This is a genomic window from Candidatus Brachybacter algidus (assembly GCF_016707225.1).
Lineage (GTDB): Bacteria > Bacteroidota > Bacteroidia > Chitinophagales > Saprospiraceae > Parvibacillus > Parvibacillus algidus.
On sequence record NZ_JADJID010000002.1, the window covers coordinates 341,918 to 364,499 of the forward strand.

Below are 22,582 nucleotides of genomic sequence, written 5' to 3' on the forward strand. Positions count from 1 at the left end.
TCATATTTTTTCTTTAATAGGTTTAATAGAAAAAATATTCATTTGATTGATGAAGGGACATCTAAAATCTACCTTCTAACATCTAACATTTTATTAAAATTTAAAATTCTTCTTCAAAAAAGTAGATTTGACTACCGAAACTTAAGTTAATGACATTGACCGCGACTCTTCTATTTCAACATTCTTTTTCTCAGAACTTCATTCCGACCGATACGCTGAACATCGTAGGTTTGCTGCCAGCTTGCTGAGCATATAGATCAGTAAGTCCCCATTCGTAGTTGGCATCAAGAGAAAATATCAACACATCGATACCGGCTCCGACATTTGCACCATAATTCCAGGTATTAAAATCCGCTTTTGCGAGATCACCTTTTTCTTTTACATTAAGCAGTTTGTTTGCTGTACCTCCGCCATGGATTCGCAGCTTGATCAACCAGGTATCGATGAGTTTAAAACCGACATTCGCAGGTATCTTCATGAAGGAAGCCTTACCTGTTTTGATATCTTTTACATCTTCCAGCGAGTTAATAGTTGCACCTGTATTGACATAATAAATACCGGGCTGGAAGTAAAATCGTTTTCCCAGTCTGACATCCACACCTGCCTGCCATCCTTTATCAGCAGTGGATCGATCGATACCATCCGGACGGTCTCCAACCCACATATAGTTGATACCCACCTTTGGAGAAACGGTAAATTGTGCGTGTGAGATAAAGGGAATGCTCAATAGGCAACAAAAAACAATTAATCTGTTCATGATCTTAATTTTAATAGGTTAATTACATTCAATGAGGCGATTTCTTTACGGACACGTTCCGTTTGAAATGCGCTTTATTCTTTTTTAAATCGTTTTAATTCATTTAATTATTTTTGCAACCAACCGAAAAATGTGTTATTTAAGTTTAATTTAAGATTTAACCCTATTATTCCGTAATTCTGAATGGCAAATGTTAAGAAAAAACACCAAGAAATAATTGCAGCATCAGCTGTGAGCAATGTATCTGTTGGAGAAAATAAATTGGCAGGATTGTTACCTAACTCATGGCTGGTATTTCTCATTGGTTTTATAGCCATAGCTTACTATGCAAATAGTATAGGCGGCACATACGTATTGGATGATGCTATCGTCATATCAGAAAATCAGTTTACACAGCAAGGAGTAGCAGGCTGGCCCGGTATATTTGGCAATGACACCTTCTTTGGATTTTTTAAGGAAAGCGGAAAGGATCATTTAGTAGCAGGTGGTCGATACAGGCCATTATCGTTGGCTATGTTTGCATTAGAAGGTCAAATCTTTGGCTTTAAACCTATCATCTTCCATATATTCAATTTACTATATTTTGCACTCACATGCATGTTGTTATTTGTTTTACTTAGAAAGATACTTTCCCATAAACTAGAACACAATTCTGCGCAGTTGATTGCTTTTTTCGCCGCGCTCATCTTTACAGTTCATCCCATTCATACGGAAGTGGTAGCTAACATCAAGGGAAGAGACGAGTTGTTATGTTGTCTATTTGGACTGGCAGGCACTTATTTTCTTTGGAAAGGGGCGATGGTAAATAAATTACTTCCTACCCTGGTTGCTGCTCTTTTTATGTTTTTGTCCATGCTTTCCAAAGAAAATGGCATTGTATTTATTGCCCTGGCTCCCTTAGCTATCTGGTTTTTTTCTGATAAATCCGCAGGCAGAATTGTGATATCCTCGATTCCACTGATAGCTATTGCTGCTGTATATTTATTAATCAGACATAGTGTCCTTGGTTCTCCACCCAATAATGGCCCCATAGTCGAGTTAATGAATAACCCATTTTTAGCCTGGACTGGAAATGGATATCTTCCTATCGATCTAAGTCAGAAATTGGCAACAATCTCGGTGACCATGGTCAGGTATCTTTGGCTGTCCATCATTCCGTACCCACTTACCAGCGATTATTATCCAAAACAAATTGCCATTACCACTTGGTCAGACTTTATGGCCATACTTGGCGTACTCATATATGGGGCGATGATCGTGTGGTCAATAATCAGACTTAGAAAAAAAGAAATAGCAGTTTTTGGTTTACTATTCTATTTGATCGCATTATTCCCTATGTCCAATGTATTATTTCCCGTAGGAACATTGATGTCAGAGCGTTTCCTATTCATTCCAAGTATCGGTATCAGTTTGATAATAGCTTGGTTATTATGTAAATATGTTGTTAAAAATAAGCCAACATCTAAATTAAACATTGGATTAATAGCGATTATACTAATTTTGGGCTTGAAGACGATTGCAAGAAATACAGCATGGAAGGATAATTTTACGCTTTTCACGACAGATGTTCTGGTATCTACTAATAGTGCCAAAATGCAGAACAGTGCCGGAGGTATACTTGTAGATAGTGCTTCAAGGGCAGAAGATGCTGTCATTAAATCACAATTACTCGACGAAGCACAAGCTCACTTATTGAAGGCCATAGAGTTACATCCTTCTTATAGCAACGCGTATTTATTACTTGGAAATGCTTTTGCTTATAAGAATGATTTTGTCAATGCAGCAGGTAATTATGAACTTGCTTTGAAGTATAATTCCGGCTTTAAGGACGCCAACAATAACCTCGCTATTGCTTACAGAGAGATCGGTAAAGCGGCAGGAGAAAAGGAAGGGAATCTAGCCAAAGCACTTGAATACCTCAGAAAATCGTTAACTTTAAACCCTAAAGATCCCGAAACGAATAGATTGACAGGTGTCGCCATAGGTATGTCAGGTGCGCCTAATGATGCCTTGGCATACTTCATAGCTGCACACGAAGCAGATAAAGAGAATGCGTTCTATATGTTTGACCTTGGAAGTGCATATGCAAATATTGGCAATGCCGAAAAGGCTAAATTTTATCATGAAGAAGCGATCAGGAAGGATCCTACTTTACAGAAAAGACTTATTAAGTGAAAGGAAGACAACAGTTTTATAAGATTATAGCCTTAGGCACTATTTTACTCGCTAGCGTTGTAGTAACCGGCCTTTCAAAATCGGGTGTTCCCGTCATAAAGTTGCCGCTTCAAACTCAAACTCAATGGGCAGACTCAGTCCTACAAAAAATGACCATGGATGAAAAGATTGGTCAACTTTTTATGGTTAGAGCCAATTCAGACAAGGGTGCAGACCATACACGTTATATTAAGAATCTGATTACGACTTATAAGATCGGAGGATTGTGTTTCTTTCAGGGTACTGCAGAAAAACAAATCGAGCTGATCAATGAATACCAAAAACTTGCTTCTCCCGTGCCACTTATGATCTCTATGGATGCCGAATGGGGTCCTGCCATGAGGTTTAAAACGGGCGTCGTTAATTTCCCGAAGCAGATGACTATGGGCGCCATACAGGATAATAGGATCATTTATCAGTTTGGCAAGGAAGTAGCGAGGGAATTGACTAGAATAGGAGTACACATCAACTTTGCTCCTGATGTCGATGTAAATAATAATGTCAATAATCCTGTGATCGCTACAAGATCATTTAGTGAAAATAAATATGTAGTAAGCCAGAAGGCATACATGTACATGTTGGGGATGCAGTCATCGGGTGTAATGGCTTGTGCTAAACATTTTCCAGGTCATGGAGATACCAATGTAGATTCACATTATGATGTTCCTGTCCTGCCATTTGATCGAAAAAGACTGGAAGAACTGGAAATGTATCCGTTCAAAGTTATGATCAATCAGGGAGTACAAAGTGTGATGATCGGCCACCTTGTGGTCCCGGCACTTGATAGCACCAGAAATGTACCTGCTTCCCTCTCAAAACCAATAATCACAGGTTGGCTAAAGGAAAGATTGGGGTTTGAAGGGCTTGTATTTACAGATGCTTTAGATATGAAAGGTGTCACCAAGAACTTTGGAAGCGGACAAATTGAAGTAAAAGCCCTCCTAGCAGGTGTAGATGTACTTTTGCTACCTGAAAATGTAGAGGTAGCAGTAAAGGCCATCAAAGCAGCTCTTAAAAGTGGCGCCCTTACCGAAGAAAGAATTAACGAAAGTGTGAAAAAAATTCTTGAAGCTAAATATAGATTCGGACTTACATCTCCCGTTAATATTTCAAACAAAAATATTGCATCAGATCTTTATACAGGCGAAGCGAGAACGCTCAAGCAAAAAATGATAGAACAAGCCATCACCATGGTCAAGAACAATGACCAATTAGTTCCGGTGGCAAATATCGAAAAGAAAATAGCTACCCTTAGCATAGGTAGCGATGGCAAGGCTCCCTTTCAAACTCAAGTCGATGCTTATTGTAAAGCAAAGCATTTCAATTACTCCACAGCCGGAAATCCTGAAGAACAGAAAAACCTGCTTTCTGACCTTGACGCTATGGATCTGGTTATAGTGGGTGTGACAGCTTTGAACAATTCAAATAAGGACAATTTTAAATTGGCCAAGGGTGCTGCTGAGTTTGTTGCGAAGCTAAGCGACTTGACCAAGGTCATACTCATTGTTTATGGTAATCCTTATAGTCTTAGCAATTTTATAAAACCAAATTCAGTCTTATGTGCATACAATGACGATGCGCTCTCACAATCTTTGGGCATTCAAGCAGTCTTTGGAGGATTGCCTATCTTGGGCAAATTGCCTGTAACAGCCTTGCCCTATCCTTTTGAAAGTGGTATTAATATCACCACAACGACCAGGATCAGTTTTGGTGAACCGGAAAGTGTAGGTATGGATTCAGAGACACTCAACCGTCTGGATGAATTGGCAAATGATCTGATCAAAAAGCAGGCTTCACCAGGATGCGAACTACTGGTGATGAAAGATGGAAAAGTAGTATACAGCAAGCAATTTGGTAAATATACGTATTCAAACAAATCTCAGGCCGTCAATGAAAGCACCCTATATGATCTTGCTTCTGTGACGAAAGTGGCAGCTACTACCATGGGCATTATGAAGCTATATGAAAACAGGAAGCTAGATGTTTATAAATACCTAGGGACTTATTTACCGGAATTAAGAGGTTCCAATAAGGAATTTATGGCGATACGGGATGTCATGGCTCATCGGGCAGGTTTATTTCCCTGGATACCTTTTTATAAAGAGACACTAGTCAATGATGGCAATAGAACTCGTCCATCTTCTTATTTCTACAATAGTAAGAAAAGTGATGTTTTCAATATTAAAGTAGCAAGCAGAATGTATATGCGCGGCGACTATGTCAATAGTATTTGGGATCAGATCATCACCGGACAAAATCTTCAAAGTACTGATTACAGATATAGTGACCTTGGGTTTATAATGTTGAGAAAGGTAGTCGAAGAAGTTTCAGGAATGCCTATGAATAAGTTTCTTGATGATACATATTACCGTCCAATGGGCCTTTATACAATGACTTTTAAGCCCTTGGAAAAATTCCCATTGAGTCAGATAGCACCAACAGAAGATGACAGATATTTCCGACAGCAAGTCCTTCAGGGAGATGTACATGACATGGCCGCTGCTATGTTAGGTGGTGTATCCGGTCATGCAGGACTTTTCAGTAATTCTATTCATTTGGCCACCTTGATGCAGATGCTAATCAATGGTGGCACATATGGAGGGCTTAATTACCTTAAACCTGAAACTATCAAAGTATTCACTACAAGGCATCCCGGAGGGACAAGACGAGGACTCGGCTTTGATATGCCACAGACAGATTGGAGTCTGACTCAGAATGTTACTGCCAAGGCTTCCCGGGAGACGTTCGGCCATATCGGATTCACTGGAACTGCCGTATGGGCCGACCCACAAGAAAAACTCGTATTTGTATTCCTTTCCAACAGAACGTATCCTACGATGGACAATAATCTCCTTGAAAGAAGAAATTATCGCATGAAAGCACATGCTATAGCTTATGATGCCATCAATAAATATGATCATTCCGGCGACTTAAATGCTTCCTTATGAAAATGATGCTTTTCATTCTTTTGTATGGTATGGGTAATTATTTTGCTGAGGACAATGCTGTGAGGCATCCATTCCACGTCAGTAATACAGAGATCAATTATAACGCTGTTGACAAAAACCTTGAAATAAGTTGTAAGATATTTACCGACGATTTTGAATCGGCATTGGAGAAAACGTATAAGCAAAAGGCGGACTTCTCTAATAAATCTATGGAATCCCAGATGGAAAAACTGGTCAAACAATATATGAAAGATCATCTAGCAATACACGTGGACAAAAAACAGATGCTGCTAACTTATATTGGATACGAAGTAGATCGGGAAGCAGTCAACATTTATCTTGAATCACCTTATCTTAATTTGCCGAAGACTGTAATCGTCCAGAATACGCTTAACTATGAGGTGTACGATGACCAAATAAGCATTATTCATGTTATTGTAGATGGTAAACGAAATACCAAGAAAATTACTTTTCCTGCCAGGTTAGAAACTTTCAATTTTTAAAAAATAGTTAAAACCACCGATCTTCGACGTTAATAATCAAACATTCAGCTAAAAATGATGTTTTGAAGTATCTAAAGCAAATTATCTCCATTCAATTTACCTACTTTTATTACTATATTTTCGTTCTAAATTAGACTATAAAACATTAAAATAATATCTATGAAAAAAGCGCTCATCATATTTACGGTTGTTCTGTCCGGCTTTATTGGCATGGGTGCAGCTGTTTATAATAATGATAAGTTGTTTGAGATCAGTAAAAATATTGAGATCTTTTCCAATCTATTCAAAGAACTCAACACATATTATGTGGATGATATAGACCCTTCAAAACTAATGAAAGTAGGTATAGATGCTATGGTAGAAACATTGGATCCATATACCAATTACTTCAGTGAAACCCAAATTGAAACATGGCGCTATCTCACAGAAGGTAAGTATGAAGGCATTGGAGCTAATGTGCAGACCATTGGTGATGAAATCACTATTATCGAACCATATGAGGGTTGTCCGGCATTTGAAGCAGGGCTTAAAGCCGGAGACGTCATTGTGTCCATAGATGGACAGAGTACAAAAGGAAAAAATTCGAGTGACCTTGGAGTGTTACTAAGAGGAGTTCCCGGGTCAGCAATAACAATAGACGTGCGTAGACCAGGAGTTAAAGAAATTAAATCCTTCAAAATGAACCGTGGTGAGATAAAGATGTCCAATGCTCCTTATTCCGGCATTATCCGCGACCATGTAGGATATGTGTCGTTGACCACTTTTACTCAGGATGCAGGTAAAAACATTGCAGATGCTATTAAAACAATGAAAAAGGAAGATCCACTTTTAAAAGGTGTTATTCTGGATTTAAGAGATAATGGTGGTGGACTTTTGATGGAAGCGATCAACATCGTTAATATTTTTGTGCCGAATGGTGTAGAAGTGGTAAGTACAAGAGGTAAAGTGCGGGATTGGGATAAGACATTTACAACCCAAAGACCTGCCTTGGACGAAACTCTGCCGGTTGTGGTCTTGATCAATAAACATTCAGCGTCTGCATCTGAGATCGTCAGTGGAGCCATTCAAGATCTGGATAGGGGAGTGATCATAGGACAGAGATCATATGGAAAAGGATTAGTGCAGAATACTAAAGACATAGGTTTTAATTCTAAATTGAAATTAACAACGTCTAAGTATTACATTCCCAGTGGACGATGTATTCAGAGTGTCAGTTATAGAAATGGTGAACCGTTGGATGTACCTGACAACGAACGTCATGTCTTTAGGACGAAAGGTGGGAGAAAAGTGCTCGACGGAGGTGGTGTGACGCCTGATATTTTAATAGTTCCGGATTCAGGAGATGCACCTGTCAAGGCGCTACTGGATAATTATGTGGTGTTTAATTATGTTACGAAATATATCCAGACACATCCTACCATTGCCAAGGCGGAAGATTTTAAATTTACTGATTTTGAGGATTTTATGAAATTCGTTGAGTCCAATAATTACCCTTTCGAAACCAATTCAGAAAAAGAACTTAAGGAGTTGGAAGCCGATGCCAAATCAGATGAATTCCTCAAAATACTTCAACCTGATCTGACCGCATTAAAAAACAAGATACTTAAAGAAAAAAAGAATGTCTTAATGAATCACAAGGATCAGATAAATAGATTCATCAGTAAAGATATTGTAACCAGATTTTACAATCAAAAAGGCAAGATTGTCAATAGTATAAATAATGATTCAGAGGTAATTGATGCAGTCAAACTTCTGCAAGATCCTGCTAAATACAATAAAATCCTTAGTAAAAACTAAGCTTATTGATCTTAATAAAAAAGCCTGATTTACACTTCGTAAATCAGGCTTTTTTTTACTTACCGATTTTATTATTGCGCCTTTACAACCTTAGTGTAATAAGTCTTATTATCACGAATGATGCATAAGATATAAGGACCATCGGGGAATCCGGACAGATCAAGATTGATCTTATCTTTATCGATTAGATTTGTTTTGATTGATCTTTTTTCACCTGTCATGTTCATCATCATTACCTTGTCAATATTGCCATCTGTTTTATTATTTTCTATAGTTAGAATTGAATTGGCTGGGTTAGGATATATTTTGAACTCATTGCTTATCAATGCGGCATTTGATGAAGAAACCTGGATGATGATCGACTCAAAGTTTACAATACAGCCACGAGAATCTGTCACTTTGAAATCATATTTACCCGCATTTAATCCTGTGAGATCTCTTGTGGTGGCAAAAGGAATATTATCTTTTTTCCATTCATAAGTAAATGGAGGAGTACCACCGATCACATTAAGTTTAATAGAGCCATCAAAGTTATTGCTTCCGGGAATGATGACGACATTGGATAGTTGGATATAATCAGGTTCTTCAAGAAAGTATTGCTTAGATGCAGTGCATCCCAAAGTATCTCTTACCACGACCGTGTAGTTGCCTGCAGGAATATTGGTGATACAATCAGTGTGCTGACCATTGGACCAATCAATAGTGACAGGACCGAAATTATTAAAATAGTCCACACACAATTGGCCGGAATTACTTCCTTTGCACTGGGGTTCTAAAGGGTCTGTAATGTTGGCTGATATCTGACAATCAAATTGATCAACATTGAATTGAACAATTACCTCACACCCTTTCGAGTCTTTTACACTAATAGTATGAGGTCCCGATGGAATGCCTGATATAGTGATGTCACCGCCACTGGTATAATCTGTGCCATTATATGTAGCCTTATAAGGAGGAGTACCACCACCCGGTTCTAAAATAATCGTAGCTGTAGGATTGTCAGGCCCTGAAGGTTGAGTAATCTGGAATTGGACATCCACAGGATCCGGTGCTTTAATGCTGCCATTAATCGATATCATACAATTTGCATTATCAATGATGGTCACTGAATAAGTTCCTGTTCCTAAGCTGTCGAGAATAACATCATGTGTATCATCTGACCAAATATAGTAATATGGTTCTGCTCCGGGGATCTCTATTATAGGAAATAGTGCGCCATCTTTCATATTAAAACAACTCGGGTTGATAGCTAATAAGGAAGCAGAAAAAGCACAATTGCTAGGTACTACATTTATAGAGTCATTCGCACTGCAGCCGTTGTGATCAGTGACAGTTACGAAATACTCACCTGCTACAAGGTCTTCATCTGAATCAGTGGTAGATCCAGTACTCCAGATATATGTATATGGAGGCGTGCCTCCGATAGCTACAACACTTACTGTTCCGTCAGCGCCTCCAAGAACTTCTGGGGTAGAGTTTAGGGTAATGATTAGCTTATCAGGCTCAGTAACATTCACAGTTGTTGACTCAACGCAATTTTTTAAGTCAGTGACAAAAACAGTATATACACCAGCTTCAAGATCTGTTACTTGTGCACCTGTAGCGCCATTAGACCAATTATATTGAAATACACCGGCTCCACCTGTTGCAAATGCCAATGCCTGGCCATTGTTGCCTCCAAAGCATGTCACAGGGAAGGTGGATGTGAATATATTTATTTCATTCCCCTCCGTTATCGTCACACCTCCAGTTACAGTGCACCCATGGGCATCGGTCACTGTTACTGTATAAGCACCTGCTTCTATATTGAAAAGATTGGAGTTTGGACTATTATTATTCCAAAGGTATTCATAGCCTGGTGTTCCGCCACCTACAGTGGTGAAGACCATACCTGTACTTTGCCCATAGCATGTGATATCACTACCTGTCACTGTTAGTGTGAGGGTATTAGGTTGAGGAATAAATACAGCAGCCTGCCCGATACATCCTACAGCATCAGTCACGGTGACGAGATAAGCACCGGATTTAACATTAACGAGCGTATCCCCTGTCTGACCATTGGACCAATGATAAGTATAGGGAGCCTCACCACCGACTACCACTGAAGAGGCAGATCCATCGCTAAGGCCGTTGCAACTCACCGTATCGATTAGTGTGAGGGTTACGATCGGTATACCTACAGCCAAAATGGTTGTATCTCCTGAAAAAGTGCATCCATTGGCATCAATAACTTTGTATTGATAGTTTGCAGGTTGATATATGTTGACAGTTTGTTCTGTTTGAATAATATTATATGGAAATGTCCACTCATAACTATATGGAAGAACTCCTCCGACCATATCCTGAGTAGCTGTTAATTGCTGCGTATTACAATCAAGAATGGAATCCGATAATATCACCTTGCCATACAAAAGTGGTGGATCTAACAATTCAACACCTCCAGTGACAACAGTTCCCTCAAAATCAGTAACTGTGACTACATAAGAACCAGCATTTAAGTTTTTGATTGTATCTGTAGTCTGACCATTATTCCAGATGATAATATAAGGAGGAACTCCACCGGTTATAGTAGCAAAAGCAGTGCCGTCTTCTCCCCCATAACAATTAGTGTTGGTGTGTCCTGCGACAACTACTAAATCTTCTGCCTTAGCTTTTTGGCTAGGCTTCATATTTTCTGCCTGGATAGAAAAAGCTAAAAAACAAACAAAAAAAGTTAGGATCGATTGGTTGTTAACTCTCAAGGATGTGTAGATTTCCTTCATAAGAAATTTTATTTAGTTGATTTTTTTTTTGAACTATGCTTTATAATATTTTCACAATTAATTGAATATCAATAGAAAGTAATTTTCTAAGAGCTTCAAAATAAGGTGTTTTTAATTGTTGCAATAATTCTTTTCATAATATATGCAATATCTGTACCACATTTATTTACACATTACGAAAAATAGTGTTATTTGCCTAAATAATCAAAAAAAATGAGTTAATTTGATAAAAATTTATTTCAGAAATTTAATACTTCACCAAACGAAAAAAGGGAATTTCGGTCTTTACCGAAGTTCCCTTTTAAAATTTATTAAGCATCACCCTTTCCGTATTTGCCTCGAGTATATTCGAGCATCAAAAGTCAAGTTTTAACTAATTACTTTTGATAATGTAAAGTTGAAGTTTAATTTGATCCTAACCTTCATGGGATACAACCAAAATAATTTTTGGTAGTTTTACTGTATATCTTATTGCTTATTGACTGAAGTTTGTGAACAAATAGATTTCTAAAAATCTATTGATATCTCTTAATCAGTAGTCAGTAGTCAGTAGTCAGTAGTCAGTAGTCAGTAGTCAGTAGTCAGTAGTCAAAAAGTCCAACATTGCAAATAGAGTTCCTTCTCTGAGATAAGTATAACATATTATAGTCCTTATTTTGAAAAGCCTGGGAATGTTCAAAAAAGTGTGTCATGTTATAAAAATAGTTTTAAAATTCTATAGTCACGGTTTTCAATATTTTAATTCCTAAAAAGCGGAAAATAACCAATTCGATTTTCAAGCTTTTTCAAGGTGTTAAAATTGTTGAAAACGAGTTCTGTGTTTTATTCCAGTTCATGCTCACTAAAACGTTTCCCAAAATGTTGGTTCAAATCCTTTGATATATTTAACCACCCTAATACCTTTTTATTCCAGCTCTTACTTCCGTACATCAATATTAGATATAGTTGCTTAATTAGCGCCTTGTCGTTTACCCAGGAACCTTTGGTCTTTGTTACTTTCCTGATCTGTCGATGTAATGCTTCTACTGAGTTCGTTGTATAAATCATTTTACGGATACCGCTTCCATAATCCATAAATGCCATTAACTCTGTCCAGTTTGCTTCCCATTGTTTTGCAATTTCCGGATACTTGGCATTCCAAGTTTCTTTAAATGCTTCCAGCGCCATTTCCGCTCCTGATCTATCCACTGCTGAATAGATTTTTCTAAGATCAGAACATACCGATTTTATATATTGGTAGGAAACATATTTGGTGCTGCTTCTGACCATATGGACTATACATCTCTGTACGATCGCTTTTGGAAACACTTGCTCTATACTTTCAGAAAAGCCCTTCAGTCCATCAACACAACAGAACAGCACATCTTCAATGCCCCGCCTTTTCAGATCTTCAAGCACTCTGCCCCATTCATGAGCCCCTTCAGATTCCTTGATATATATACCTAGTATATCTCGTTCACCATTGGCATCTATGCTGTATATTGAATACAATACCTTTCTTGTAGATTTACCGCCTTCCCGGCTTGTAAAATACATGCCATCCAAAAACAAAACGCAGTATAATGACAATAATGGTCGCTGCTGCCAATTCACTACCTCGCCCCACACCTGTTCTGTTACCTCGCTAATAGATGATTCGCTATAGTCAACACCATATATTTCCCGTATTTGTCTTTTAATATCCGAGTAACTATTACCATGTGCATACATCATTAGAATGTGCTTATCTAGTCCTCCGCCCAATTGTCTGGACCATTTGCCAACAATTTGAGGTTCAAACTCTCCTGTCCTTTCACGTGGTGGGCTGATGTGCACTTCTCCTAGATCTGTATCAATTTTTTTGTGTGTAACCATTACGACGATTGGGACGACCAACTTTTTTATCCTCCTTAATATGCGCTGTAACTTCACCTTCCAATGCAGCATTTATAAAGCGCTGCATCAATTTTGTGAATATACCATCTTCTCCAATCAGACCCTTGCCTTCATACAATCCATTGATCGCCTCTTTTCAAATGATGCGTAATCGAATGGCTCTACTTTTTTCGATTGTTTGTTAACTTCCTTTTTCATTTACAAATATGTCATTTTGTTGACACACTTTTCTGAACAGTCTCAAAAGCCTACATCGTTTCCACAACAGAGCCATCAGCCATCAGCTATGAGCATTAGTGCTTAAGCTTAAGTCTGGATTTTACATTAATAGTTGCTTCCCTCTTCGCCCCATTTTCAATTCTCCATTTTCAATTTTATCTCTTAATAATCTAAACAAATTTCGTTTTCAAAACAAAGCCATCAACAATAAATATATAAGAACTATTTATTTGGACTCATAATTAGTGAGAAAAATCATATTAAATTATGATTGAAATCATGTATGAGAAAAGAATCAGAAATAGCGGAACTAATACCTGCTAATACTATTGATATAGTATAGTATTGTTTATAGTTAGTGTGATTAGTTATGTATCAAGAATAACTTAAATTTATTTTTATTGAGAATTAAGTAATGATATTCTAGATAGAAATTATAACTATTAAAATTAAATATAGGAATACGCGATAGTGAAAAATTATTAAAAAAATTATTAACAAAATCAATAAACTATGAGATCTTTCTTAATTGTATCATTATTTGCATCAATGCTGATGCTTACTTCTTGTACACCGGATGACGACCAAGATATTAAACCACCTGCAGGGACTGAAGAGCAATTTATGGTTCTACAACTCAGTGATAACAACAAACTAGAAATGGGGGCACAACTCTCACTTTTGAAGGTTAAAAATGGAGAGCCTACATATAAGACACTTAACGGCCTTTATCCAGTTACTAATCTTAGAAGTAATGTAGAGATTAATAACAATGTGGCTATTATCGGACTGCATACTGACTTTAATGTGCCAGGAACAAACCGTCAAACCAATGGAGCCTGGTTTAATATCGCTGATGGTGCTTACGAAAACCTTCCTCTATTACCCGCAGGGCAGGGCCGTTATTCGTATTTCTTGGCGGGTACAGAGAAAGTGAGTAAGAGTGGTCATGTGTTTTACCTTTCAGCCAGCAACGTTGCAGATTATCATGATCAGTATAGAGCAAGCCTGGTACGCTATAATCCTAAAACAAGAAAATTAGATACGGCATTGGATCCTGCTTCGTTTGCCGTTAATCAGCCAGAAAAAGGTTGGGATACTGAAACTGGACAGTTTACCAAAGTCTTTTACCCATCAAGCGATGGCCGCTATGTGTATGGCGCTATAGAAACATTTGGCGTTAATGGCGGCTCTATCCATTGGGATTATAAAATACTTTTTAAATACGATTTTGACCTAAATGTGTATACTCGATTGGGAGGAACTGAAGACAATAATGTTTTTGTATTAGGTATAACCTCAGATGGTAATTCACTATTTTATCAAAATGCTCCGGATCGAAAGGTTGTGAATGTAAACAGTAATACAATTAATAAATTAACCATTAGTGGGGGGCAGGGATATGCCAATACTTCAAGGTGGAATAGCTTTAGTTACTGTTCAGGCGAGACTAATAATACGATTGGAATCTACAATATAGTCTCTGATGTGAAACAAATATTAAAAACATCCTCCTATCCTGAATATGCCCAGTTTAGTGCTGATGGTAAGAAAATATACTTTATGATAGAATCTAGTAAAGGGAAGTACCTATGCAGAACAAGCGATTTAACTTCAGGTACTGTAATTGATACACTATGTACTCTATCATCTAATGTAAATGAGTTTATGGTGATCAAATAGTACTTGAGGGTATTATTGTCTAGACCAAATCAAGTTAGCGCCTTTGGGTTTATTTAACCTAGAGGCGCTGCTATTTTCTATACATCTCTCTATAATGATATTCTCTGAATTAGACATGAATGAATTATCAGATTGGATAAAAACTGAATAGATTTTTGGATTATTTACCTATTTCTCGGTACTAAGCCATAAAGTGTGTAAGTTATAAAAATGAATAAATTTATAACGAAAAACAAAAAATCAAATGGATTCAAAAGATTTTATCAGTGATGAGATTTTAAAGCAATTTAAGACAGGAGATGAATTGATGAGTTTTCTAACATCGATTCAAAAACGAGGGATAGAAAAGATACTAGAGGGCGAAATGGATAGCCACCTTGGATATGAAAAGCACGATAAAACCGGTGCACCAAACTCAAGAAATGGGTTTAGTAATAAGAAGATTAAAACTAGTTTTGGAGAGGATAACATTCAGGTACCAAGAGATAGAGATGGTAGTTTTTCACCGATGCTTGTTCCAAAGCGAAAAGGAATGGCTGAAGGTATAGAAAATATCATCATTTCATTGTATTCAAGGGCATGAGTAATAGCGATATAGAAAACCAGATCAGGGATCTATACAATGTAGAAGTATCAACTTCAACGATTTCAAGAATAACAAATGCTATAACAGAGGATATTGTAGCATGGCAAAATAGGCCGCTGGAAGATGTCTATTTGATTGTCTGGTTAGATGGAATTGTATTTAAGGTAAGAGAACAATCCAAGGTAATAAACAAGACGATTTATATAGCGATCGGCCTGAGGCAAGATGGTATAAAGGAAGTGTTGGGTTTGTGGCTAGGGTGGAAAGAGAGCTCCAGCTTTTGGATGAGTGTATTGACAGACATGAAAGCACGTGGTGTAAATGATATACTCATAACAGCTACAGACAATTTAAATGGTTTTACGGAAACGATCAAAACGGTTTTCCCACAATCAAACACTCAAATATGCATTGTCCATCAGATCAGAAATGCATGCAAATTTGTGTCATATAAAGACCGAAAGCCATTTACAGCTGATATGAAGAAAATATATGGAGCGCCAACGAAACAATCAGCAGAGGCAGCATTTAAGGACTTTGCAATGACTTGGGAAGATAAGTATCCGTATTCAGTACAATCATGGAGGACTAACTGGGATGAATTAACGACTTTTTTCAGCTTCCCCTTAGAAATCCGTAAGATTATGTATACAACTAATTTAATAGAGAACCTGAATGGAAAAATCAGAAAATATACAAAAAACAAGCTTTCTTTTCCAACTGATGAATCTGTTATGAAATCAGTTTATCTGGCCATAAGAGAAGCTACAAGGAAATGGTCCATGCCTATTCATAACTGGGGCGTGGTAACCAATCAATTTATTATTATCTTTGGAGAGAGATTAACCAATTTTATGAAAGCTTAGGGGAGCCCAAAAAAACAACTTACACACTTTGTGGGATAGTGTCTATTTCTCAATTTTACTTTATCAACCCTTTAAATGTCTCTTCCTTCTTCGCCCCATTTTCAATTCTCCATTTTCAACTCTCCATTCCTCACTCCTGTCCCAGCCTTTCCTTCAATTCTGTAATTTCGCTTTCCAAGTCCTTGATCAAATCGCGATCGTCACTCCTAAGCTTATTAGTGTCCATGATTCTTAGTTGACTTAAGCGCAATTCTTTGTCTTTGATGCTTTCCTTTAATTCTTCTATGTTCATATGTATATTTATTTAATAATTTATAAAATGAGGTTTTATCGATTCGATTCATTATTCCCCATCCAGAAATTTTTTATTTGTACAACCTCTGGTAGAGGATTCGCTCCATTTATCATGATTGCAGGAAGAGCATTTGCAACTTTTACCTTTCTGATACATTTTGGTCAAGCCACAATTAACACATGAGTATAGTCCATCATGGGGAAATGACTTGTATAATTTTCTTATTGAATCAGGAAGAATACAAAGTCCGGGCTTAATTTCATCTCCTTTATTTTTAAATACACTAACGTCTCCATCTACTTCGAGGATGGCTATTCGGACCTGCCCTAAATGTTCTATTCCTGCCTGTCGCATTTCCATATAAAACTCGTCAAAAGAAATATTTTCGTTTTTAATAACTGAAGAAGTCAGGCGACCATCTTCTATAAAAGTCATTGGTTCGCCTTCTATTAGTTTGCCGACCGCGCGGGACTTTAAAAGAAGATATGTTACAATTCTGTACAATACCACGATTGTCGCAATCGTAGTCAGAGCAGAGAGCACGCCAACTTCTTTATAAAATGCGATATCACCCGCAGCTGATCCAAGTGTTAATATAATAACAATCTCAAAAAGAGATAATTGCCTTACCCCTCTCTTGCCTGTAAGTTTGATACCGATGATGACGGCTATGAATCCTATCAGGCATCTAAGCATTACCTCAAATAGAAAAGTCCAATGTTCCTCTCCCAATAGAAAAGACTGCAATGTATCCATACGCTTTAATTTCGTCTGATATTTTTAACCAAATGCTTTTGTGAATAGTTGCATTTTGCAGAGCATCCTTATATTTCTGCGTATAACAGGGATTAAGTATGCTGCATTTCGTTTATTTAAGTTGCAAATTCTACTGGTTAACTGTAATACCGATTCTGAGAAAAAAGATTTTTAACACAAAGGCAATTTACTTCAAAATTATCAGCAACTATAATTTGATAATTACTACTCACATTTAACGCTGATTTGAGAGATGGGATTATCATTTTTGTTCCAAACAGAACTCCTGCAAAAAATTGCTTTTGACTTAATATTTAAGAAAGGTCAGAGGTAAGAAGTCAGTGTCAGTGTTCAGTAGTCAAACGGGTCGGAAGTCAGTTCATATGTCATGGGGAACTTTCTTTATTAAATTGTACTGTTCATTACTGATTACTGATTACTGATTACTGATTACTGATTATTGATTACCGATTAATGACTACTGACTGCCAACATACTGACCACTGATCACTGACATACTGACCACTTATAACTATTTTCATACTTTCTAACACCTAATTGTATTAATTTTTTTAATATTGCGGTAGAATGCAACTGTTAACTAATAGATCAAAGAAAGTCAGCAATAAAAAAATGACTCTGATGGAAAAGGCTTATTTGCCGGCAATCATCAGTGGAATGGGTATTACGCTCGGTCATTTTTTTAAAAAGCCTGTTACTGTCCAATGGCCGGAGGAACAACGTCCTTTTGCTGCCGTTTACAGAGGACTTCATGTACTTAAGCGCGACGCAGAAGGACGTGAGAATTGCACAGCATGCGGACTTTGTGCTGTAGCGTGCCCTGCAGAAGCTATTACTATGGTAGCGGCAGAAAGAAAAAAGGATGAGCGACATCTATACAGGGAGGAGAAATATGCAGCCACCTATGAGATCAATATGCTGAGATGCATCTTCTGTGGTTTATGCGAAGAAGCTTGTCCTAAAGAAGCTATCTTTTTGACAGATAGATTGGTCGATACAGAATTTGATAGAGATAGTTTCATATATGGTAAAGACAAACTTGTGGAGGACATCAATCATCGAATAGATATAACTGTGCGTCAAAAACATAAAAACCTGGAAAAGTAAGATGAGCGATATCATGTTCTATGTTTTAGGCGTTCTGTCCATTCTTTCAGCCATTGTAGTAGTTGGTTCTAATAGCCCTATCAATAGCGTTTTGGCTCTTATTTTTACAATGTTTTGTCTAGCGGGTGAATATATTATACTTAATGCACAGTTTCTGGCGGTAGTGCATATCATTGTCTATGCAGGAGCCATCATGGTACTTTTTTTATTTGTACTAATGCTGCTCAATCTAAATAAAGATACCGAACCTCAGAAGTCTACAAGATTCAAGATGATTGGAGTAGTCTCTGGAGGATTATTGTTAGTGGTAATGGTAGGAGCGATGAAAGGTGCAGGATTAGTTGCTCAGCCGGGAATAGCAGATGCGAATATAGGACTAACTAAAAACCTTGGAAAAGTATTGTTTACGGATTTTGTTGTACCTTTTGAAATTGCTTCCATCCTTTTCCTCGCAGCAATGGTTGGGGCAGTGATGGTAGGAAAAAAGGATCAAAAAGATAATAACATACACTTATGAACGAAGCGAATGCTATGATACATGGAGTTCCTGTAGATCATTATGTATATCTGAGTCTAATCTTATTTACAATAGGAGTGGTAGGTGTTTTGATACGCCGAAACATGATTGTCGTGTTAATGTGTGTAGAACTTATGTTGAATGCAGTAAACTTGCTTATGGCTGCTTTTTCAACCTACCTAAATGATGCTGCGGGTCAAATTTTTGTGTTTTTTATTATGGTTGTAGCCGCTGCGGAAGCGGCAGTGGGACTTGCGGTCTTGATCATGATATATCGAAATACAAAATCTGTGGATATAAGCAACCTCGATAAACTGAAAGGATAATAAAGCAATGGCAGAAACCATACCATATATAGTTCTACTTCCTCTCATTGGTTTTATTATCAATGGACTTTTAGGAAAAAAAATGCCTAAAAATGTCGTCGGTATTCTCGGTACTTTGATGGTAGTCATTCCATTTTTCCTTTCTGTGTCTTTATTTCTGCAGATCAAAGAAACGGGCCAACCTATACAATATGTATGGTTTAACTGGATCACACTAAATGAAATTACGCTTAATATTGGTTTTTATATAGATCAACTTTCTGTATGGATGATGATGATCATCACCGGAATAGGAAGTATAATACATATTTATTCCATCGGCTACATGCATGATGACGAAGGTTTCTACAAGTTTTTTGCTTATTTGAATCTATTCATTTTCTCTATGTTGACCTTGATAATGGGATCATCATACCTCATTATGTTTTTTGGATGGGAGGGTGTAGGACTTTGTTCTTACCTATTGATAGGATTTTGGTTCAAGAATAAAGAATATGGCTACGCAGCACGCAAGGCATTTGTCATGAACAGGATAGGTGACCTTGGTTTTTTACTGGGTATGTTCTTGATATGGAATCAGTTCAAGTCACTTGACTTCGTACAGATCCTGCCGAATATCAGTATGCTGGACAATTCTACATTGACTGCCATCGCTCTTTTATTATTTATAGGTGCTGTTGGTAAAAGTGCTCAGCTTCCTTTGTTTACCTGGCTGCCTGATGCTATGGCAGGACCAACGCCGGTTTCTGCACTCATACACGCGGCAACGATGGTGACAGCAGGTATATATCTGGTCATCCGATCCAACGCCATCTTCCTAAGCAGTGAAGTAGCGCAGGAAGTTATTTTGGTGGTCGCTTTAGTTACCTCATTAATGGCGGCACTGATTGCTATACAGCAAAATGATATAAAGAAAGTACTCGCCTATTCTACCGTTTCTCAGTTGGGACTTATGTTCGTGGCATTGGGCGTAGGAGCTTATGATACTGCGTTATTTCACTTGACGACACATGCTTTCTTCAAGGCATTGTTATTTCTTGGTGCTGGTAGTGTCATCCATGCCATGAGTGGTGAGCAAGACATCAGAAGTATGGGTGGATTAAGAAAAAAATTACCTTCAACCTATTGGACCTTCCTGATTGGAACGTTGGCTATCATCGGATTCCCTTTGATGTCTGGTTTCTTCTCAAAGGATGAGATTCTTGCCAGGTCATTTGCTTATGCGCCATGGGTATGGGGCATGGTGCTGGTTATCTCTATTCTGACGGCGTTTTATATGTTGCGGTTATTTTATCTTACATTTTTTGGAGATTTCAAAGGCACGCATCATCAGAAAGATCATCTGCATGAGTCTCCGTCAAGCATGACGATTCCATTGTGGATACTAGCTATACTTTCACTTGCAGGAGGTATTTTGAATATACCTGAATTATTCCACGGTAATCATTTCCTTGCGTCCTGGCTTGAACCGGTCATCACTGGAAGAGTGGGCATACACGAGATATCTCATACCACTGAATGGATTTTGATGGGTGTTACAACTGCCATCATACTAGGTATTATCTATTATTCTTACAGAAAATATGCTGTCAACAAGGATATTGCCCCTGCTGACGATAAGATACATGGTCTGAATAAGACCTTTGCAAATAAATTCTATGTAGATGAGATCTATGACACTGTCATTGTGGAACCGGTTCAGTTCGGTTCGCGGGTAGCTCATGACTACATGGAGAAAAGTTTTATAGACAGGATAGTGGAAGGATTTGGCTCAATTGTCAAAGGTCTTGCTAATATGCTGCGTAAGACACAGGATGGCAACCTGGAGATCTACCTGCTGGGTATGGTCATCGGTGCTATTGCTTTATTTTTATATAACTATTGGATGTAAGATCATATGTCATTGTGGCTTGTAATTGTACCGTTTTTATTTAGCATACTTTTCTTTGTATACAAGGGAAGCGGTGCTAAATTACTGGCATTAATAGCCTCTCTGATTTTGATGGGCATCACCGGATATGCTGCTTCGACAATGGCAGGTGACGGAATGATGCAGCATATGGTAGATTATCCATGGATAACAGATCCAATGATCTCCTTCAAACTAGGCATCGATGGCATGAGTATCATTTTATTGATGCTTTCTGCAGTAGTCTTGCCAATAATTATCCTTAGTACTTTTGACAAACCATTTTCTACAGGAACCAATCTTTATGCACTGATCTTTTTGATGATTGGAAGCATGAATGGTGTATTTATGGCGCTGGATGGATTGATATTCTATATCTTCTGGGAAATGGCATTGATTCCGATCTACTTCATCTGTGCGATGTGGGGTGGTCAGAATAGAATCAATATCACGATCAAATTTTTCATATACACCTTCGTGGGTTCACTATTCATGTTGGTTTCTTTGATCTATTTATATCTTAAAACACCTGTTCCGCATAGTTTCAGCATTGATGCTTTGATGTCCGTGGCATTAAGTGGTGGTGAAGCTAGCCTGGTTTTCCTTGGATTATTTCTTGCCTTTGCGGTCAAAATGCCAGTCTTCCCTTTCCATTCATGGCAACCGGATACCTATACGGTTTCACCGGTGGTGGGTTCTATGTTGTTGAGTGGTATAATGCTCAAGATGGGTACATTTGGCGCAGTGCGTTGGATGATGGGATTGGCTCCTGAAGGCATGGTGCAATGGCAGATGACACTAATTGTGTTAGCTGCTATCGGTATCGTCTATGGAGCTGTCATCGCTATCAGGCAAAATGATATCAAACGAGTGGTAGCTTGGAGTTCTATGTCACACGTAGGATTGATCGCGGCAGGATTATTTACGATGTCAGAAGCAGGACTGCAAGGAGGATTTGTACAAATGTTTAACCACGGTATCAATGTCGTCGGTCTATTTTTAGTAGCAGATATCTTAGAGAAAAGATTAAAAACTAGAGATATAACAACGATGGGTGGCATAGCGAGTAAGGCTCCTATATTCGCCTTATTGAGTTTCATCATCGTTTGTGGTGCCATGGCTGTGCCATTGACCAATGGTTTCCCGGGTGAATTATTATTGTTAAAAAGTGTCTTTACTTACAATGCATGGTTGGGTGCTTTTGCCGGATTAACAATTATCTTCTGTGCGGTATATATGCTGCGCATCTTCCAATTGGTGATGTTCGGGGGCACCAAGCCAAGTACAGAACATTTCGAGGAAGTCAACAGCATTGAAGGTGTTTCACTTGGCATCGTTGCATTCTTCGTAGTAATCCTGGGTATTTTCCCTCAGTCTATTCTGGATATGAGTGGAAGCGCTGTTAAGTCGTTTTTGGGCTTTGTGGGGTAGAAAACTTTTT

General features: G+C 37.9%; 16 protein-coding genes and 1 pseudogene. 11 read left to right on the top strand and 6 right to left on the bottom strand.

Annotated elements, in window-relative coordinates:
- Positions 1-190: 190 nt before the first annotated feature.
- Positions 191-757 carry a porin family protein gene (locus tag IPI15_RS07270; protein ID WP_287400353.1) on the bottom strand — a complete coding sequence of 189 codons (567 nt, stop codon included), beginning with the start codon at positions 755-757 and terminating at the stop codon, positions 191-193.
- A 183-nt stretch (positions 758-940) separates the two neighbouring features.
- On the opposite strand from IPI15_RS07270, the gene IPI15_RS07275 reads away from it, so the two are divergent.
- The 4 genes from IPI15_RS07275 to IPI15_RS07290 all read left to right on the top strand — a co-directional run bounded on the left by IPI15_RS07275 (position 941) and on the right by IPI15_RS07290 (position 8,219).
- On the top strand, positions 941-2,932 hold the full coding sequence (locus IPI15_RS07275; RefSeq protein WP_287400354.1) for a hypothetical protein: 1,992 nt from the start codon (positions 941-943) through the stop codon (positions 2,930-2,932).
- Positions 2,929-5,919, top strand: a complete 2,991-nt coding sequence (locus IPI15_RS07280; RefSeq protein WP_287419719.1) for a serine hydrolase domain-containing protein — start codon at positions 2,929-2,931, stop codon at positions 5,917-5,919. The genes IPI15_RS07275 and IPI15_RS07280 overlap by 4 nt, the downstream gene beginning before the upstream one ends.
- Complete coding sequence (locus IPI15_RS07285; protein WP_287404335.1) at positions 5,916-6,422, top strand: DUF6702 family protein; 507 nt, start codon at positions 5,916-5,918, stop codon at positions 6,420-6,422. The genes IPI15_RS07280 and IPI15_RS07285 overlap by 4 nt, the downstream gene beginning before the upstream one ends.
- A gap of 159 nt (positions 6,423-6,581) precedes the next feature.
- Complete coding sequence (locus IPI15_RS07290; protein WP_287404336.1) at positions 6,582-8,219, top strand: S41 family peptidase; 1,638 nt, start codon at positions 6,582-6,584, stop codon at positions 8,217-8,219.
- A 71-nt stretch (positions 8,220-8,290) separates the two neighbouring features.
- Here IPI15_RS07290 and IPI15_RS07295 read toward each other — a convergent pair whose 3' ends face one another.
- The 3 genes from IPI15_RS07295 to IPI15_RS07305 form a co-directional block, all read right to left on the bottom strand.
- The gene (locus IPI15_RS07295) at positions 8,291-10,981 is read right to left on the bottom strand and encodes a T9SS type A sorting domain-containing protein (protein WP_287404338.1); all 2,691 of its coding nucleotides are present in this window, start codon (positions 10,979-10,981) and stop codon (positions 8,291-8,293) included.
- 822 nt (positions 10,982-11,803) lie between these two features.
- Positions 11,804-12,835, bottom strand: a complete 1,032-nt coding sequence (locus tag IPI15_RS07300; RefSeq protein WP_287419720.1) for an IS256 family transposase — start codon at positions 12,833-12,835, stop codon at positions 11,804-11,806.
- Positions 12,813-12,974, bottom strand: coding sequence for a hypothetical protein (locus tag IPI15_RS07305; protein ID WP_287419722.1), 162 nt, complete (start codon positions 12,972-12,974; stop codon positions 12,813-12,815). The genes IPI15_RS07300 and IPI15_RS07305 overlap by 23 nt, the downstream gene beginning before the upstream one ends.
- Before the next feature lie 614 nt (positions 12,975-13,588).
- On the opposite strand from IPI15_RS07305, the gene IPI15_RS07310 reads away from it, so the two are divergent.
- A complete protein-coding gene (locus IPI15_RS07310) occupies positions 13,589-14,758 on the top strand; it encodes a hypothetical protein (RefSeq protein ID WP_287404342.1) in 1,170 nt (389 codons plus the stop codon).
- A 244-nt stretch (positions 14,759-15,002) separates the two neighbouring features.
- Positions 15,003-16,210: pseudogene (locus tag IPI15_RS07315) on the top strand (IS256 family transposase).
- A gap of 130 nt (positions 16,211-16,340) precedes the next feature.
- Here IPI15_RS07315 and IPI15_RS07320 read toward each other — a convergent pair.
- Together IPI15_RS07320 and IPI15_RS07325 are read right to left on the bottom strand one after the other, a co-directional pair.
- Positions 16,341-16,502 carry a hypothetical protein gene (locus tag IPI15_RS07320; RefSeq protein WP_287400367.1) on the bottom strand — a complete coding sequence of 54 codons (162 nt, stop codon included), beginning with the start codon at positions 16,500-16,502 and terminating at the stop codon, positions 16,341-16,343.
- Positions 16,503-16,553: 51 nt separating this feature from the next.
- Entirely contained in the window at positions 16,554-17,261 is a 708-nt protein-coding gene (locus IPI15_RS07325; RefSeq protein WP_287404344.1) for a DUF421 domain-containing protein, read from the bottom strand.
- A gap of 633 nt (positions 17,262-17,894) precedes the next feature.
- On the opposite strand from IPI15_RS07325, the gene IPI15_RS07330 reads away from it, so the two are divergent.
- The 5 genes from IPI15_RS07330 to IPI15_RS07350 are packed head-to-tail and all read left to right on the top strand — an operon-like array spanning position 17,895 to position 22,572.
- Positions 17,895-18,389, top strand: a complete 495-nt coding sequence (locus tag IPI15_RS07330) for a NuoI/complex I 23 kDa subunit family protein (protein ID WP_353738772.1) — start codon at positions 17,895-17,897, stop codon at positions 18,387-18,389.
- A gap of 1 nt (position 18,390) precedes the next feature.
- A complete protein-coding gene (locus IPI15_RS07335; RefSeq protein WP_287419724.1) occupies positions 18,391-18,906 on the top strand; it encodes an NADH-quinone oxidoreductase subunit J family protein in 516 nt (171 codons plus the stop codon).
- A complete protein-coding gene (nuoK, locus tag IPI15_RS07340; RefSeq protein ID WP_287400369.1) occupies positions 18,903-19,232 on the top strand; it encodes an NADH-quinone oxidoreductase subunit NuoK in 330 nt (109 codons plus the stop codon). Before IPI15_RS07335 ends, nuoK begins: the two co-directional genes overlap by 4 nt.
- A 7-nt stretch (positions 19,233-19,239) precedes the next feature.
- Positions 19,240-21,123, top strand: coding sequence for an NADH-quinone oxidoreductase subunit L (gene nuoL, locus IPI15_RS07345; RefSeq protein ID WP_287419725.1), 1,884 nt, complete (start codon positions 19,240-19,242; stop codon positions 21,121-21,123).
- A gap of 6 nt (positions 21,124-21,129) precedes the next feature.
- Positions 21,130-22,572, top strand: a complete 1,443-nt coding sequence (locus IPI15_RS07350) for a complex I subunit 4 family protein (protein ID WP_287419727.1) — start codon at positions 21,130-21,132, stop codon at positions 22,570-22,572.
- Positions 22,573-22,582: the final 10 nt, after the last annotated feature.

What these genes read in the sequence shown, in the direction of transcription:
- IPI15_RS07275 (WP_287400354.1), top strand. Translation starts at nt 941, where the DNA reads ATGGCAAATGTTAAGAAAAAACACCAAGAAATAATTGCAGCATCAGCT.
- IPI15_RS07270 (WP_287400353.1), bottom strand. Translation starts at nt 757, where the DNA reads ATGAACAGATTAATTGTTTTTTGTTGCCTATTGAGCATTCCCTTTATC.
- IPI15_RS07310 (WP_287404342.1), top strand. Translation starts at nt 13,589, where the DNA reads ATGAGATCTTTCTTAATTGTATCATTATTTGCATCAATGCTGATGCTT.
- IPI15_RS07285 (WP_287404335.1), top strand. Translation starts at nt 5,916, where the DNA reads ATGAAAATGATGCTTTTCATTCTTTTGTATGGTATGGGTAATTATTTT.
- IPI15_RS07295 (WP_287404338.1), bottom strand. Translation starts at nt 10,981, where the DNA reads ATGAAGGAAATCTACACATCCTTGAGAGTTAACAACCAATCGATCCTA.
- IPI15_RS07335 (WP_287419724.1), top strand. Translation starts at nt 18,391, where the DNA reads ATGAGCGATATCATGTTCTATGTTTTAGGCGTTCTGTCCATTCTTTCA.
- IPI15_RS07290 (WP_287404336.1), top strand. Translation starts at nt 6,582, where the DNA reads ATGAAAAAAGCGCTCATCATATTTACGGTTGTTCTGTCCGGCTTTATT.
- nuoK (WP_287400369.1), top strand. Translation starts at nt 18,903, where the DNA reads ATGAACGAAGCGAATGCTATGATACATGGAGTTCCTGTAGATCATTAT.
- IPI15_RS07325 (WP_287404344.1), bottom strand. Translation starts at nt 17,261, where the DNA reads ATGGATACATTGCAGTCTTTTCTATTGGGAGAGGAACATTGGACTTTT.
- IPI15_RS07350 (WP_287419727.1), top strand. Translation starts at nt 21,130, where the DNA reads ATGTCATTGTGGCTTGTAATTGTACCGTTTTTATTTAGCATACTTTTC.
- IPI15_RS07330 (WP_353738772.1), top strand. Translation starts at nt 17,895, where the DNA reads ATGACTCTGATGGAAAAGGCTTATTTGCCGGCAATCATCAGTGGAATG.
- nuoL (WP_287419725.1), top strand. Translation starts at nt 19,240, where the DNA reads ATGGCAGAAACCATACCATATATAGTTCTACTTCCTCTCATTGGTTTT.
- IPI15_RS07320 (WP_287400367.1), bottom strand. Translation starts at nt 16,502, where the DNA reads ATGAACATAGAAGAATTAAAGGAAAGCATCAAAGACAAAGAATTGCGC.
- IPI15_RS07300 (WP_287419720.1), bottom strand. Translation starts at nt 12,835, where the DNA reads ATGGTTACACACAAAAAAATTGATACAGATCTAGGAGAAGTGCACATC.